This is a genomic window from Streptomyces sp. NPDC054834 (assembly GCF_053611185.1).
In genome coordinates this window covers 16,235-32,631 of record NZ_JBSGZV010000002.1, presented here as the reverse complement: position 1 = coordinate 32,631, position 16,397 = coordinate 16,235, and the positions used below count along the sequence as shown (strand labels likewise).

The 16,397-nt window shown below is 72.3% G+C and carries 9 protein-coding genes; 7 read left to right on the top strand and 2 right to left on the bottom strand.

From position 1 onward, the window contains the following. Window positions 1-9: 9 nt before the first annotated feature. The gene (locus ACWGJM_RS02750) at window positions 10-888 is read left to right on the top strand and encodes a hypothetical protein (protein WP_453409864.1); all 879 of its coding nucleotides are present in this window, start codon (window positions 10-12) and stop codon (window positions 886-888) included. Between the two features lie 72 nt (window positions 889-960). After that, complete coding sequence (locus tag ACWGJM_RS02745) at window positions 961-5,637, top strand: hypothetical protein (protein WP_453409863.1); 4,677 nt, start codon at window positions 961-963, stop codon at window positions 5,635-5,637. 180 nt (window positions 5,638-5,817) lie between these two features. Here the strand turns inward: ACWGJM_RS02745 and ACWGJM_RS02740 are convergent, their stop codons facing one another. Next, on the bottom strand, window positions 5,818-6,372 hold the full coding sequence (locus ACWGJM_RS02740) for a hypothetical protein (protein ID WP_453410248.1): 555 nt from the start codon (window positions 6,370-6,372) through the stop codon (window positions 5,818-5,820). Between the two features lie 421 nt (window positions 6,373-6,793). Here ACWGJM_RS02740 and ACWGJM_RS02735 point away from each other — a divergent pair, with 421 nt between their 5' ends. Genes ACWGJM_RS02735 through ACWGJM_RS02715 form a run of 5 tightly spaced genes read left to right on the top strand, consistent with a single transcriptional unit; the run spans window position 6,794 to window position 14,725 of the window. Then, window positions 6,794-9,640: a nitrate- and nitrite sensing domain-containing protein gene (locus ACWGJM_RS02735; protein WP_453409862.1), complete on the top strand. Its 2,847-nt coding sequence runs from the start codon at window positions 6,794-6,796 to the stop codon at window positions 9,638-9,640. Further along, window positions 9,637-10,071, top strand: a complete 435-nt coding sequence (locus ACWGJM_RS02730; protein ID WP_361805049.1) for a roadblock/LC7 domain-containing protein — start codon at window positions 9,637-9,639, stop codon at window positions 10,069-10,071. Before ACWGJM_RS02735 ends, ACWGJM_RS02730 begins: the two co-directional genes overlap by 4 nt. A gap of 9 nt (window positions 10,072-10,080) precedes the next feature. Then, window positions 10,081-10,476, top strand: coding sequence for a DUF742 domain-containing protein (locus tag ACWGJM_RS02725; RefSeq protein WP_453409861.1), 396 nt, complete (start codon window positions 10,081-10,083; stop codon window positions 10,474-10,476). 24 nt (window positions 10,477-10,500) lie between these two features. Beyond that, window positions 10,501-14,139, top strand: coding sequence for a hydantoinase B/oxoprolinase family protein (locus ACWGJM_RS02720; RefSeq protein WP_453409860.1), 3,639 nt, complete (start codon window positions 10,501-10,503; stop codon window positions 14,137-14,139). Next, window positions 14,120-14,725, top strand: a complete 606-nt coding sequence (locus ACWGJM_RS02715; protein ID WP_453409859.1) for a GTP-binding protein — start codon at window positions 14,120-14,122, stop codon at window positions 14,723-14,725. Before ACWGJM_RS02720 ends, ACWGJM_RS02715 begins: the two co-directional genes overlap by 20 nt. A 143-nt stretch (window positions 14,726-14,868) precedes the next feature. Here ACWGJM_RS02715 and glpK read toward each other — a convergent pair whose 3' ends face one another. Next, window positions 14,869-16,389, bottom strand: a complete 1,521-nt coding sequence (gene glpK, locus ACWGJM_RS02710) for a glycerol kinase GlpK (protein WP_453409858.1) — start codon at window positions 16,387-16,389, stop codon at window positions 14,869-14,871. Window positions 16,390-16,397 lie beyond the last annotated feature (8 nt).

The window sequence follows — 16,397 nt, the reverse complement described above, 5'->3', positions numbered from 1 at the left end:
GCCGAAGCCGTGACCGAGCACGTCGACTGGAGTGAGCCCGAGCCTGCCGCCGCGCCGGCGGGCTCCGCCGTCACCCCCGCCGACGCCGCCGACGCGGCCCGGCTCGTCGCCTTCGGGTTGCAGCCCAAGCTCCAGCCCGCCCGTGACCAGGAGTACACCGAACTGCTGCGCCGCTACCGCGAGGACCCGCCCTTCGCGCGGCTCGCGGACGCCGTCGCCGCCGGACTCGGGCTCGTGGTGCTGGAGGTGTCCCCGCGCGCGGGGATGGCCGTGACGGCCGCCGAGGACTCGGTGTTCGCCGTCCGCATGGGTGACTACGCGCGTCGCACGTCCGCCGACTCCGGGGACCGGTTCCTGCACGGGCTGGCCCATCTCGCGGTCGCCGCGCTGGCGTTCCCGAGGCCGGAGGACCTGGCCGACGACGGCTACATCGGGCGCGTCAGCGTCAACGGCGTCGACGCCTTCGTCCGGCAGGCCTGCCGACGCCTGGAGGAGCGCGCCGACGAGCTCGGCGAGAACACCGACCCGGCCACCGACGCGCCCGGACTGGAGGCCGCCTGGCGGATCTGGGCCAGACGCAGCGCGACCGGGGCCACCAAGGACGCACGCCGGCCGGCCGCCTCGACCACGGGCATCGTGGCGAAGGCCGTCGGATTCCTCACCGACTCCGGGTTCCTTCAGCGCACGGGCGACGACAACGGCGGTACCTACCGCACGACCGCCCGCTACCAGCTCCAGGTACGCGACCTGGCGGGCGGCGCCGCCATGGCCGAACTCCTCGAACTGGGCGTCGTCCCCGTCACCGACGGAACGGCCAGCCTGCTTCCCGCCGAGGACACCGACGACCTGGACCTGGTGGCCGACGCCGGGCTGCCGTTCCACTCCTGAACCCCGTCCGCAACACGCCCGACCCCTCATCTGCAAGAACCTCATCTGCAAGAAGACTGACGAGAGTCCGCCATGTACGAGCTGTCCCGGGTCCGCCTCTACTCCATCGGGCCCGCCGGTGCGCGCTACGCCGACACCGTGCTTGACCTGCGAGGCGTGGGTGAGCCGGTGCCCGAACCCGCGCCCACCCAGGCGGAGTTCTTCGAGGAGGAGCCGGTCGGCCCGCCTCGACGGCCCGCGCCCGCCGGCGTGCTCTTCCTGGAGAACGGCGGCGGCAAGTCCGTCCTGCTCAAGCTGATCTTCTCCGTGATGCTGCCGGGTCACCGCAACACCCTCGGCGGCGCCAGCTCCGGCGTGCTGCGCAAGTTCCTGCTCGCCGACGACTGCGGGCACGTGGCCCTGGAGTGGCAGCACGTGCTGACCGGCGAGTGCGTCGTGGTCGGCAAGGTCAGCGAGTGGCGCGGCCGTCAAGTGTCCAACGACCCGCGCAAGTTCGCCGAGGCCTGGTACTCCTTCCGACCCGGCCCCGGGCTGAGCCTCGACAACCTGCCCGTCGCCGAGTCCACCGCCGTACGGCCGCCCGTGGAGGGCCAGTCGGGCGCGCAGGGCCGCCGCCGCACCATGAAGGGCTTCCGGGACGCCCTCACCGAGGCGGGCAAGGCGTACCCGCACCTGGAGGTGCACTGGGAGGACATCCACGACCGCTGGATCGAGCACCTCGGCGAGCTCGGTCTCGACCCCGAACTCTTCCGCTACCAGCGGGAGATGAACGCGGACGAGGGCGAGGCGGCCGGCCTCTTCGCGGTGAAGAAGGACTCCGACTTCACCGACCTGCTGCTGCGCGCCGTCACCGACACCCGCGACACCGACGGACTCGCCGACCTGGTCAGCGGCTTCGGCAACAAACTGGGCCGGCGCGCCGAACTGATCGCCGAACGGGACTTCACCGCCGGGTCCGTCGACCTGCTCGGCCGGATCGTCGAGGCCGCCGAGGCGCGCTCACACGCGCGTGACATCCACGCCGGCGCCGAGCGCCGCACCCGCACGCTGGCCCGGCGGCTCTCCGCGCGGGGCGTGCAGGAACGGGTGCGCGCCGCCGATCTCGCCCAACGGGTCACGGCCGCCGCGTACGCCGTCACACACTCCGAGGGCGCCAGGGAGCGCAGCGCGCTGATCGCCGCCGAACTCGCCTACCGCCACGCATCGTTGGCGCTCGCCGCCGCGGAGAAGTGCGCCGCGGCGCAGAAGCGCGAACTCGCCGACGCGCGCACCCTGCACTCCGCCTGGCAGGCCGCCGAGGCCGTGCTGCGCCACCGCGCCGCCGCCGACCGCGTGGCGCGCGTGGCCGCCGCCATCCAGGAAGCCGAACGGGACGCGGCTCCCGCGCTCGCCGCCCGCGCCAAGGCCGCCGTCGACCTCGTACGGGCCCTGCACTCCGCCGCCGGGAACGCCGAGAACCTCGCCAACGAGGAGGAGGAGCGCTCGGCCGCGCTCCAGCAGGTCAACGACTCCGCGTACCGCGACTCGACCTCCGCCGCCACCGAGGCACAGCGCGCCCGAAGCGAGGCCGGACACCTGCGCCAGCGGCTCGGCGAGGTCGAGCAGGAGACCGCCGAGGCGGTCCGCGCGGGCTGGCTCGACGACAGCGCGCCCGACGCCGACCCCGCCCGAGCGGCGCTCGCCGCCAGCGATGCCGAGAAGACCGCCGTCGCTGCCTGGGACGTGGCCCGCGAGGCTTCCCGCAAGGCCGCCGAGCACGCGCGTGAGTCGGCCTCCGCCGAGTCCCGCGCGGAGCTGACGGCGGCCCGCGCGGCGGACGCGGCGACGGCGGCCGAACGGTCGTACGAGGCCGAGCGCCGGCTCGCCGAGTCCCTGGCGGCGGAGCAGCGGCTCGCGGAGCTGCTCAGCCTCACCGGCGAGGACGTACGACCCGGCATTCCCCAGCCCCGGCACGACAGCGACACTCGCCCGGCACCCGCGGCCAGGCCGGGTGACGGTTCCCCCGGCTCCCTGAGCTCCCTCAGTGCTCTCACGCCGGAGGAACTCGACCGCTTCGCGGACGAGTTGCGTGAGCTCCTCGACGACGCAGTCGCCACCGCCGAACGCCACCTCTTCGAGCTGCGCACCGCCGCCGCCGACGACTCCCGGATCCTCGGCGCGCTGGGCGACGGCGGGCTGCTGCCGCCCGGCCCCGACGTCCTGGCCACCGTCGAGTACCTGGGCGAGCACGGCATCCCGGCACTGCCGGGCTGGCGCTACATCGCCCAGGCCGTCGACCCCGCCGACCACGCGCGCGTGCTCGCCGCCCGCCCGGAGCTGGTCGACGGTGTGATCATCACCGACCCGGACACGCACGCCCGGGCCCGCGAGGTACTTGGCGACGCCGCCCTGCTGCCCCGGTCCGCCGTGGCCGTCGGCACCGCCGCCGCGCTGCTCGCCCCGACCCCGGCCGAGGACGCCACCCCGGGGGGCGCCGTCCAGGTCTTCCTCGTACCGCCGAACCCGGCCATGCACGACGAGCACGCCGCGGACGAGGAGCGGCAGGCGCTGCGCGCGCGGGCCACCGAGCGGGACGAGGAGATCCGGGCGCTCGCCGCCCGGCTCGGCAAGGACCGGGAGCTGGCCGCGCGGCTCGCCTCCTGGCGCACCGGCTGCCCGGCCGGGCGCCTCACCGAGCTGGCGCGGACCGCACAGGAGGCGCGCGCGTTCGCCGAGGAGTCCGAGGCCGAGCTCGCCGAGGCCCGCACCGTGCGCGCGGAGGCCGACGAGGCCGCCGCCGAGGCCGCGCAGGTGCGCGACGAGCGGCAGGAGGCCGCGCAGAAGGCCCGGCGCGCCGCCGACGCACTCGCCGGGCTGGCCTTCCGGCTGCGCGAGCGCGCGGGCTGGCAGGTCAAGATGCGGGAACTCGCCGACGAGGCAGCCGAGTCGGAGGCCCGCGCCCAGGCCTGCCTGGAGCGTGCCCGAGCCGCCGACGAGGACCGCCGCGCCGCCCAGCGGGCCGCCGACGACGCCCGCCGCACCGCCCGCGCACTGCGCGCCGAACGCGCCGAGATCGCGGGTGCGCCCGACGACGTACCGGACACCGACGCGGATACGCCCAAGGCGTCGCTGCCCGCGCTGCGCGAGGCCTACCGGGCCGCCTCCCAGGTGTACGAGAAGGTCGGCGTCGGCGCCGACCTGCGCGCCGAGCAGGCCCGCGCGGAGAGCGACGAGAGTGCGGCCCGCGCCGATCTGGACCGCCTCAGCAACAAGGTCCGCACGCGCGCGGAACAGCTGCTCCAGTCGCCCGACGGCGCCGACGGCCCCTCTCGGCAGGCCGCCGCCGCGCGCGCGGAGGAGCTGGTGCAGCTCCTGGAGACCCGTATGTCCAACGCCAGCGAGCAGCTCGGCCGACTGCGCGGCGAGGCCGAGCGGCACGCCCCCGAGGACGGCGAGGCGCACACCGAACTGCCCGAGGAACTCATCCCGCGCGACGCCGAGCACGCCCAGGCGCTGCTGCGCACGGCGACCACCGAACTCGCCTCCCGCACCGAGGCGTTGACCCAAGCCCGCGAGGCGCACGCCGAGCTGCTCGAAGCCCACCGGGCCGCCGAGGACGCCGCGAGCGGCTTCGACGAGATCGCCGCCATGCTCCGCGACCTGCTCCGCGAACACGTGACCGACGAGGAGCAGGACGAGCCGGAGCCCTACCCCGGCGGCCTGGAGGACGCCCGGCAGACAGCCGCCGAGGCCCGCCGCTCGCTGCGCGGCTGCGCCGCCGACCTGTCAGCCGCCGAGGCCGCCGTGCGCGAGGCCAGCGACGTCCTGGTCCGGCACGCCAACTCCACCCGCTACGAGCAGGTCCGCACCCCCGCCCGGCAGCAGATCCGCGAGCTGCCTGCCTCCGCGCTGCCCGAGCACGCCCAGAAGTGGGCGGACGCCTTCGCACCCCGACTGCGCGTCCTCACCGACGAGTTGGAGCAGCTGGAGCGCAACCGCGACTCGATCGTGGACCGGCTCCGCGGACTCGTGGAGTCGGCCCTCGCCACCCTCCGGTCCGCCCAGCGGCTGTCCCGCCTGCCCGAGGGGCTCGGCGAGTGGTCCGGGCAGGAGTTCCTGCGCATCCGCTTCGAGGAACCCGACCAGGCGACGCTCACCGAGCGGCTCGGCGAGGTCATCGACGAGGCGACCCGGGCCGCCGTGAAGAAGAACTCCGACCTGCGCCGCGACGGCATGTCCCTGCTGCTGCGCGGAGTCGCCGCCGCGCTCCAGCCCAAGGGCGTGGCCGTCGAGATCCTCAAGCCCGACGCCGTGCTGCGCGCCGAACGCGTCCCCGTCGGGCAGATGGGCGATGTCTTCTCCGGCGGCCAGCTGCTCACCGCGGCCATCGCCCTGTACTGCACGATGGCCGCGCTGCGGTCGAACGACCGGGGGCGGGACAAGCACCGCCACGCGGGCACGCTGTTCCTGGACAACCCGATCGGCCGCGCCAACGCCACGTACCTGCTGGAACTCCAGCGCGCCGTGTCCGACGCGCTCGGCGTCCAGCTCCTCTACACCACCGGCCTGTTCGACACGACCGCGCTCGCCGAGTTCCCGCTGGTCATCCGGCTCCGCAACGACGCCGACCTCAGGGCGGGTCTGAAGTACATCAACGTGGAGGAACACCTCCGCCCGGGCCTTCCCCAGCAGCCCCGGGCGGGGGAGGCGGTGCACAGCGAGATCACGGCGACGCGGATGTTCAAGCGCCCAGCCTCTGCAACCCCCTGAATGGAAGCGCGTGACTGTGGTCGGCCACGAACGGGCCCAACCCCAAGGCCGACCGTCACATCCGGCAGGATCGTGTCACGGACCCCAACCGCCCGCTACCGCGTCCTCCGCGTCGGTGCGCTTCAGGACCTGTACTTGGCGGAGAGCACCATCCTGCAGATCCGCGCCTGCTCGGGTCCTTCAGGAGTGCGACAACTGCCCTGCTCCACTCCGCCGCCGTATCCGCTCCTGGGTCCGCTCGGCAGCCCGCTCCTCCCGCCGGGCGAGGCGCCGCTCACGCCGCAGCGAGCGGGCCGTGCTGCTCGGCTCCGACACCACGCCGTTGCGCTGGTTCCACACCTGGTGGGTCACCCATACGTCGACCGCGCCCCAGGTGGCCACGACCGTGCTCGCCACGCTGCTGATCACCATGGGGAACGCCAGCCAGGACCCGGCCATCGTGCACAGGAAGGCCACCATGGCCTGAATGAGCGTCACGGCGATAAGAAGCACCGCCCTGACAGCCGCCGTCCGCACCGGGTCGGGCAGCCGTCGCCGCCGCGCCGGTTCCTCGACCCACAACGGCTGGTAGCAGGGCTGCTCCTGCGCCCACGCCGACTCCGCGTCACCTGCGGCCGACTTCCCGTCACGCCCGCGCGGCCGAATGCCGCTGTCCGGCGCCTGAGGGCTGCTCAACTCCTCCGAGCGTACCGCCCCGCCGTCCTCGGGCGCCTTGCTCCGCTCCGCCGTGCCCATCACCGTGTCACTCCCCACCGCCGGCACACCGCTCTCGCTCCGGTGTGCGAAGACACCAACTCCCCAGCGACTGCCCGGCTTGCGCTGTTTTACGCCGCCCAGATGCGGGATGCGACTCCTGTGGTCGATTCCGCACTCATCTCCCGTATGAAGGACGAACGAAGCGTCACGAAGATTCCCAACCGCCGAAAAATTCCGGCCAACCGGTCCGCCGGACTGATCCCGCCCTTCTTCCTTTCATCACGTCAATCACGGTGGCAATCTCCCGCAATGCCCGGACAACTCGCCATGTCTGGACGTGGGTGCGGAAGTTCACCTTCCGGACGCGTCTTCGAGTTAACGGTGTGACGGTAGTAGGCTCGCGCCGTTTGTTGACGCACATGTGTACCCCCGACCGGCGGGGGTCGAGCTGGGGGAGGCCATGCGCTTTCGCGGGAAGTCCATCCGCCGGAAGATCGTGGCGCTGCTTCTCGTGCCGCTGTTGTCCCTGACCGCGATCTGGGGCTTCGCGACCGTGCTCACGGGTCGCGAAGTGGCACAGCTGTTCCACGTCACGGACGTCGTGGAGCACATCGGCTACCCCACCGAGGACACCGTCAGCGTCCTCCAGCAGGAACGCCGCCAGACCCTCGTCTACCTCGCCGACCCCCGTGCCTCCGACGCGCTCACCGCCCTGCGCCGTACCCGGGCCGCAACCGACGAGACCGTCCGCAAGCTCCGTAAGAACGCCAAGGACTCCGACACCGTCGACGGAATGGACGCGGACGACAGCGAGCGTCTCACCGCGGCCCTGGACGGCCTGGGCGGCATCGACTCCCTGCGCCGCAGCGTCGAGGAGGGCATGGTCGACCGCGCCCAGGCCCTCGACCGCTACAACCACCTCGTCGACCCCTGCTACGCCCTGCTGGCCGCCCTCGACGGCGTCGACGACGTCGAGATGGACAAGCAGGCCCGCGCGCTCGTCAACATCACCCGCGCCCGCGAACTGCTCTCCCGCGAGGACGCCCTGATCGGCTCCGCCCTGGTGGTCGGAAAGCTCTCCGCCGACGAGACCCGGGACGTCTCCGACCTCGTCGCCCAGCGAAGCCTCCTGTACGACATCAGCCTGCCGCTGCTGCCGTCGTCGGAACGCGAACGCTACGACCGCTTCTGGAAGAACGCCACCACGGCTTCGCTGCGCACCGCGGAACAGGACGTCATCGCCATCCGCTCCGGCACACCCCACGGCGTCACCGCCAAGACCTGGGACACCGCCGCGGGCGACGTGCTCGACGAACTCCGCACCCTGGACGACCAGGTCGGCGACCGCTATCAGGACCGTGTCCGCCCGGTGGCCGTGGGAGTGATCGTCCAGGCGGGCGTCGCCGGCGTCCTCGGACTCGTCGCCCTGCTGCTCTCCGTGGTCCTGTCCGTACGCGTCGGCCGCAGCCTCATCCGCGATCTGCGGCAACTGCGCCTCGAGGCGCACGAGGCGTCCGGCGTCCGGCTGCCCAGTGTGATGCGCCGGCTGTCCGCGGGCGAGCACGTCGACGTGGAGACCGAGGCCCCGCGCCTGGACTACGACAAGAACGAGATCGGCGAGGTCGGCCAGGCGCTCAACACCCTGCAGCGCGCCGCCGTGGAAGCCGCCGTCAAGCAGGCCGAACTGCGCGCAGGCGTCGCCGAGGTCTTCGTGAACCTCGCCCGCCGCAGCCAGGTGCTGCTGCACAAGCAGCTCACGCTCCTCGACACCATGGAGCGCAGGACCGAGGACACCGACGAACTCGCCGATCTCTTCCGTCTCGACCACCTCACCACCCGCATGCGCCGGCACGCCGAGGGCCTGGTGATCCTCTCCGGCGCCGCTCCCTCGCGGCAGTGGCGCAAGCCCGTGCAGCTCATGGACGTCGTCCGGGCCGCCGTGGCCGAGGTCGAGGACTACGAACGCATCGAGGTCCGCCGACTGCCACGCGTCGCGGTCACCGGCCCGGCCGTCGCCGACCTCACCCACCTGGTGGCCGAGCTGCTGGAGAACGCAACGGTCTTCTCTCCGCCGCACACCGCCGTGCAGGTCCTCGGCGAGCGGGTCGCCAACGGCTTCACGCTGGAGATTCACGACCGGGGCCTCGGCATGGCGGCCGAAGCACTGCTGGAAGCCAACCTGCGGCTCGCCGAGACACCCGAGTTCGAGCTCTCCGACACCGACCGGCTCGGCCTGTTCGTGGTCAGCCGGCTCGCTCAGCGCCAGAACGTCCGGGTCTCGTTGCAGCCGTCGCCCTACGGCGGCACCACCGCCGTCGTCTTCATCCCCGACGTCCTGCTCACGGACGACATCCCGGACACCAACGGCATCGGCTTCCGCCTCGACCGGGAGCGGCCCACGAAGGCGGTCACCGGCGAGGAGAGCCGCACGTCGGCCCTCAGCCAGGTGCCCGCGCAGCTGCCCGGCCTGCCTGCGGGTCTCCTGGACGGACCGGTCGAGCTCGAGGCACCCGTCGATCTGGACGCCCTCGACGGCTTCCCGGGAGCCCTCACCGACGAGGAAAACGAACGGGGCGGCCTGTTCCGCCCCCGCCGCTCTCTCGCCGACGCGGACGACGAGGCCCCGCCCCGGCTGGGTGAGCTCCATCAGCAGCCCTCCGGCGCCGGGAATCCGCCGAACGCCGACGACCGTCCGAACGGTCCCGTGCCGCTGCCCCGGCGTCGCACGCCCAAGCTGGTCACCTCGCACGGGCGGCCCGTCACCGAACAGCGGTTCCCGCACGACGAGGCGGACGACAGGTCGCGCTCGGACTCCGGCCGCCTCCGGCCGGAACCGGACGCGGGCCCGGCCCCGCTACCGACCCGCCGGCGCGGCGAGACGGCAACGCGCCGCGCCACCGGACTGGCCGACCGCGTCGACGCACGAGCCCAGTCCCCGGCCGCCGACCCGGGCGAGCCCACGGAAGCCCCGGCGCTGCCCCGGCGGATCCGCCGCCCCGCGATCAGTTCCGGCGGCGGCCCCGGCGAGTCCGGCCCGCCCGCCGAAGGCACACCCCAGGACGCCGGGGCCGGCACCGGACAGCTGCCGAGGCGCGTCCGGCAGGCCAGTCTCGCCCCACAACTGAGGCAGGACCCCGAACGGCGGGCCCAGCGCCAGGCGGAGCCCGTCGAGCGCGACGCCGACGAGGTACGCAGCCGTATGGCCTCGCTCCAGCGCGGCTGGCAGCGCGGCCGAGAGGAGAACGCCACGGGCGACGGGGCCCGGAACGGCACAGCACAAGGAACGACTAAGGGGGACGGTCGATGACCGCACCGAAGGCCACCGGCCACAGCGCGACGAACAACGGAGAGCTGAACTGGCTCCTCGACGAACTCGTCGACCGGGTTGCCAGCATCCGCAAGGCCGTCGTGCTCTCCGGCGACGGCCTTGCCACGGGCGTGTCCAAGGACCTCACCAGGGAGGACAGCGAGCACCTGGCCGCCGTCGCCTCCGGCTTCCACAGCCTCGCCAAGGGCGTCGGCCGCCACTTCGAGGCGGGCAACGTCCGGCAGACGGTCGTAGAGCTCGACGACGCCTTCCTGTTCGTGACGGCCGCGGGCGACGGCAGCTGCCTCGCCGTCCTCTCGGACGCCGACTCCGACGTCGGGCAGGTCGCGTACGAGATGACGCTCCTCGTCAAGCGGGTCGGTGTACATCTGGGCACCGCCCCGCGCACCGATCTGCCCGCCGGCGGGTAGTGGGATGACATGAGCGGAGACGGTCAGGGAAGAAGCCACTGGTTCGACGACGAAGCCGGACCGGTCGTCCGCCCCTACGCCATGACGCGCGGCCGCACCACGAGTGCGGCCCAGCACCGCCTCGACCTGATCGCGGTCGTCGTCACGGAACCACACGCGGACGACCCGGAAGCGGACCAGACGCTGTCCCCGGAGCACGTGGACATCGTCGAGCTCTGTCGCGAGGTCCCGCAGTCCGTCGCCGAGCTCGCCGCCGAGCTCGACCTGCCCGTCGGGGTGGTGCGCGTCCTCATCGGCGACCTCGTGCACGAGGAATTCGTCCACGTCAACCGTCCGGTACCCCCGGCGGAGCTGCCGGACGAGAGTATTCTGCGCGACGTGATCAACGGCCTCCGGGCGCTGTGAGCGGCGCGGAAGCGGGGTAGTGACGTGACTGGCTGGCAGTTCTGGGTCGACCGAGGCGGCACCTTCACCGACATTGTCGCGAGGCGCCCGGACGGCCGGCTGCTCACGCACAAACTGCTCTCCGACAATCCCGCCCGGTACGCCGACGCGGCCGTAGCCGGAGTGCGCGCACTCCTCGACGGCTCCCAGGAGCCCGTCGAGGCGGTCCGTATGGGCACGACCGTCGCCACCAACGCACTCCTGGAACGCAAGGGCGCGCGCACCCTCCTGCTCGTCACCCGGGGCTTCCGTGACGCCCTGCGCATCGCCTACCAGAACCGCCCCCACATCTTCGCCCGCCGCATCGAACTGCCGGAGCTGCTGTACGAACGGGTCGTCGAGGTCGACGAGCGCATCACGGCCGACGGCACCGTCCTGAGCGCACCCGACCCGGACGCGCTCGCGGGCCCGCTCCAGGAGGCGTACGACGACGGGATCCGCGCCGTCGCCGTCGTCTTCATGCACAGCCACCTCCACCCCGCCCACGAACGAGCCGTCGGCGATCTGGCCGCCGCCACCGGCTTCCCGCAGATCTCGCTGTCCAGCGAAGTCAGCCCGCTGATGAAACTCGTCCCGCGCGGGGACACCGCCGTCGTCGACGCCTACCTCTCGCCCGTGCTGCGCCGCTACGTCCAGCACGTCGCCGGAGAACTCGAGGGCGTGCCGCTGATGTTCATGCAGTCCAACGGCGGACTCGCAGAGGCCGGGCAGTTCCGCGGCAAGGACGCCATCCTGTCCGGACCGGCCGGCGGCATCGTCGGCATGGCCCGCATGTCCCAGCTGGCCGGTTTCGACCGCGTCATCGGATTCGACATGGGCGGCACCTCCACCGACGTCTCCCACTTCGCCGGCGCGTACGAACGCGTCTTCACCACACAGCTCGCGGGCGTCCGGCTGCGCGCCCCCATGCTGGACATCCACACCGTCGCCGCCGGCGGCGGCTCGGTCCTGCACTTCGACGGCTCCCGCTACCGCGTGGGACCGGACTCGGCGGGCGCGGATCCGGGACCCGCCTGCTACCGCGGCGGCGGCCCGCTCGCCGTCACCGACGCCAACGTCATGCTCGGCCGCATCCAGCCCGCGTACTTCCCCCAGGTCTTCGGCCCCGACGGGGACCAGCCCCTCGACGCGGAACTCGTCCGTGACCGCTTCACCGCCCTCGCGCACGAGATCCGCGAGCGGACCGGCGACGACCGCCCCCCGGAGCAGGTGGCCGAGGGCTACCTGCAGATCGCCGTCGCCAACATCGCCAACGCCGTGAAACGGATCTCCGTGCAGAAGGGCCACGACGTCACCCGCTACGCCCTCACTACCTTCGGCGGAGCCGGCGGCCAGCACGCGTGCATGGTCGCCGACTCGCTCGGCATCCGCACCGTGCTCGTGCCGCCCATGGCGGGCGTCCTCTCGGCGCTGGGCATCGGCCTGGCCGACACCACCGCGATGCGCGAGCAGTCCGTCGAGGCACCCCTGGAGGCCGCCTCCATGCCCGGTGTGCGCAAGACGGCCGCCGAGCTGGAGGCCGCGGCCCGCGCCGAACTCCTCGCCGAGGACATCCCTGCGGACCGCATCCGGGTCACCCGCCGCGCCCAGCTCCGCTACGACGGCACGGACACCACCCTCACCGTCGAGCTGACCGAGCCCGACACGATGCGGCACGCCTTCGAAGAACGTCATCGCGCCACGTACTCCTTCACCCTCGACCGCCCGGTCGTCGTCGAAGCCCTCTCCGTGGAAGCCACCGGCATCACCGAACCCCCCGATCTCTCCGCCCTCGCCCCCTACGAGGGCCACGCCACCGCCCCCGAGACCGTCCGCCTGCACACCGGCGGCGCCTGGCGCGACGTACCCCTGCACCGCCGCGAGGGACTGCCCCCCGGCGACACCGTCACCGGCCCCGCGATCATCACCGAGGCAGGAGCGACGACCGTCGTCGACGACGGCTGGCGGGCCACGGCGAGCGATGACGGGCATCTGGTCATGGAACGCGCGGCGGTCACGCAGAGTTCCGATCTCGACACGAAAGCCGACCCGGTTCTCCTCGAGGTCTTCAACAACCTCTTCGTGTCGATCGCCGAACAAATGGGCGCCCGGCTGGAATCGACGGCCCAGTCCGTCAACATCAAGGAACGCCTGGACTTCTCCTGCGCCCTGTTCGACCCCGACGGCAACCTGGTGGCCAACGCCCCCCACATCCCCGTCCACCTGGGCTCCATGGGCACCAGCGTCAAGGAGGTCATCCGGCGCCGCGGCGAGGCGATGCGGCCCGGCGACACATACGCCGTGAACGACCCCTACCACGGCGGCACCCACCTGCCCGACGTCACCGTGATCACCCCCGTCTTCGACACGAACGGCACGGTGGACACGGACGGTGACCGCAAGATCCTTTTCTACGTCGCCTCACGCGGCCACCACGCGGAGATCGGCGGCATCGCCCCGGGCTCCATGCCGGCCGACAGCCACACCATCGAGGAGGAAGGCGTCCTCTTCGACAACTGGCTGCTCGCCGAGAACGGCCGGCTCCGCGAGGAGGAGACCCTGCGCCTGCTCACCGAGGCGCCCCACCCCTCCCGCAACCCACGGACCAACCTCGCCGACCTGCGCGCCCAGATCGCCGCCAACCAGAAGGGCGTCGACGAGGTCGGCCGCATGATCGAGGACTTCGGCCTCGACGTCGTCCAGGCCTACATGCGGCACGTCCAGGACAACGCCGAGGAGGCCGTCCGCCGCGTCATTGACGCCCTGGACGACGGCGAGTACGCCTACGAGACCGACTCGGGCGCCGTCATCCGTGTCCGGGTCCGCGTGGACCGCGAAAACCGCCGCGCCACCATCGACTTCACCGGTACGTCCGCCCAGCTCGCCACCAACTTCAACGCCCCGTTCTCGGTGGTCAACGCGGCCGTGCTCTACGTCTTCCGCACCCTGGTGGCCGACGACATCCCGCTCAACGACGGCTGTCTGCGCCCCCTGGACATCATCGTGCCGCCCGGCTCGATGCTCGCCCCCGAACCGCCGGCCGCCGTCGTCGCGGGCAACGTCGAGACCTCCCAGGCCATCACCGGCGCCCTCTACGCGGCGCTGGGCGTGCAGGCCGAGGGGTCCGGGACCATGAACAACGTCACCTTCGGCAACGACCGCCACCAGTACTACGAAACCATCGCCTCCGGATCCGGCGCCGGCGACGGCTTCTCCGGGGCGAGTGTCGTCCAGACACACATGACCAACTCGCGCCTGACCGACCCGGAAGTCCTGGAGTGGCGACTGCCTGTGCTGCTCGAGGAGTTCGCGGTCCGGCGGGGGAGCGGCGGCGCCGGTCGCCGGCGCGGCGGCGACGGAGCGGTGCGCCGCATCCGGTTCTGCGAGGCCATGACGGTCTCCACGCTGTCCCAGCACCGCCGGGTCCCGCCGTACGGCATGGCGGGCGGGTGCCCGGGTGCCCTGGGCGCCAACCGTGTGGAACGGGCCGACGGCACGGTGACCGCTCTCGGCGGAAGCGACTCGGCGGACGTCGGTCCCGGCGACGTACTCGTCATCGAAACCCCTGGTGGCGGAGGCTACGGCCCGCCGTCACCCGACCACCATCAAGCAGGAGAAGAGATCGATGATCTTCGGGCGTTCTGAGCGCGGCAAGCCCCCGGTCGAGCCCGTCACGCTCAAGATCCTCGTGGCCGGCGGCTTCGGCGTGGGCAAGACGACCCTCGTCGGCGCGGTCAGCGAGATCAGGCCGCTGCGCACCGAGGAACTGCTCACCGAGGCCGGCCGCCCGGTCGACGACACCAGCGGCGTGGAGGGCAAGCGCACCACCACGGTGGCCATGGACTTCGGCCGCATCACGCTGCGCGAGGACCTGGTGCTGTACCTGTTCGGGACACCCGGGCAGGAGCGGTTCTGGTTCATGTGGGACGAGCTCTCCGAGGGCGCGCTAGGCGCCGTGGTCCTGGCGGACACCCGCCGCCTCGAGGACTGCTTCGCCGCGGTCGACTACTTCGAGCGACGCTCGATTCCCTTCCTCGTCGGCGTCAACTGCTTCGAAGGATCCACTCGTTATCCGGCCGAGGACGTACGCCAGGCCCTCGACCTCGACGGCGACGTACCGCTCGTGCTGTGCGACGCCCGCGACCGGGAGTCGGTCAAGGAGGTGCTCATCGGGGTCGTCCAGCACGCGATGGCGTACGCGGCCGGCCGCCGCCAGGCTGTCAGCATGTGAGGCTCTGTTCCGCCCACAGACACGGCTCGTACCCCCGCCGACCGGGGTACGAGCCGTGGTTCTGTGCGGGTGCCCGCGCATACGCCACGCGCGCGTGGGTCCCTTCTCCGTCCGGCCGTCGGTTCCGGACGTCCGTCGCAGGGCTAGTCGTCACCCTCGTCCAGCCAGCCGAAACTCTTCTCCACGGCCTTGCGCCAGTTGCGGTACTCGCGGTCCCGCACCGACGCCTCCATGGCCGGCGTCCACTCCGCGTCCTTCTGCCAGTGCGACTTGAGCTCGTCGAGGTCGTTCCACACGCCCGTGGCGAGGCCGGCCGCGTACGCGGCGCCCAGGCAGGTCGTCTCGGAGACCCTGGGCCGGATCACCGGCACCCCGAGGACATCGGCCTGGTGCTGCATCAGCAGGTTGTTCCTGGTCATGCCGCCGTCCACCTTCAGGGTCGTGATCTGCACCCCGGAGTCCTGGAACATGGCGTCCACGACCTCCCGCGTCTGCCAGCTCGTCGCCTCCAGCACCGCGCGCGCGAGATGCGCCTTCGTCACGTAACGGGTCAGGCCCGTGACGACCCCCCGTGCGTCGGCGCGCCAGTAGGGGGCGAACAGGCCCGAGAACGCGGGCACGATGTACGCGCCGCCGTTGTCGTCCACGCTCGCCGCCAGCGTCTCGATCTCGTCGGCGGTTCGGATGATGCCGAGTTGGTCGCGGAACCACTGCACCAGTGCGCCCGTGATCGCGATCGACCCCTCCAGGCAGTAGACCGGCGCCTCGTTCCCGATCTTGTAGCCCATGGTGGTCAACAGCCCGTTCTTGGAGGGGACCGGCCGGTCGCCGGTGTTGAGCAGCAGGAAACTGCCCGTGCCGTAGGTGTTCTTCGCCGTCCCGACGTCGTAGCACGCCTGTCCGAACACAGCTGCCTGCTGGTCGCCGAGCGCCGACGCGACGGGCACCCCGGCGAGTTGGCCGACGGCCGTGCCGTAGACCTCCGCGGAGGACCTGATCTCGGGGAGGACCGCTTCGGGAACGTTCATGGCGGACAGGATGGACGTGTCCCACTGGAGGGTCTCCAGGTTCATCAGCATGGTGCGCCCGGCGTTGGTCACGTCGGTGACGTGCCGTCCGCCGTCCGTGCCTCCGGTGAGGTTCCAGATCAGCCAGGAGTCGATGGTCCCGAAGGCGATCTCGCCGCGCTCGGCGCGGTCCCTGAGTCCCGGCACGGTGTCCAGCAGCCAGGCCGCCTTGGGGCCGGAGAAGTAGCTGGCCAGCGGCAATCCGGTCTGCTCACGGAATCGGTCCTGTCCGTCCGCGCCGCCCAGTTCGCCGCACAGGGCCGCGGTGCGGGTGTCCTGCCAGACGATCGCGTTGTGCACGGGTTTGCCGGTGGCGCGGTCCCACAGGACCGTGGTCTCGCGCTGGTTGGTGATGCCGAGGGCGCTGAGCTGGTCGGCGCGCAGCCCGGCCTTGGCGATGGCCCCGGCGACCACCGCCTGCACCTTGGACCAGATCTCGGTGGCGTCGTGTTCCACCCAGCCCGGCTTCGGGAAGATCTGCCGGTGTTCTCGCTGGTCGATCGCGACGATCGCACCGCTGTGGTCGAAGATGATGCAGCGGCTCGAGGTGGTGCCCTGGTCGATCGCGGCGACGTACTTCTCGGCGTTGTCCGTCATGGCTGCCC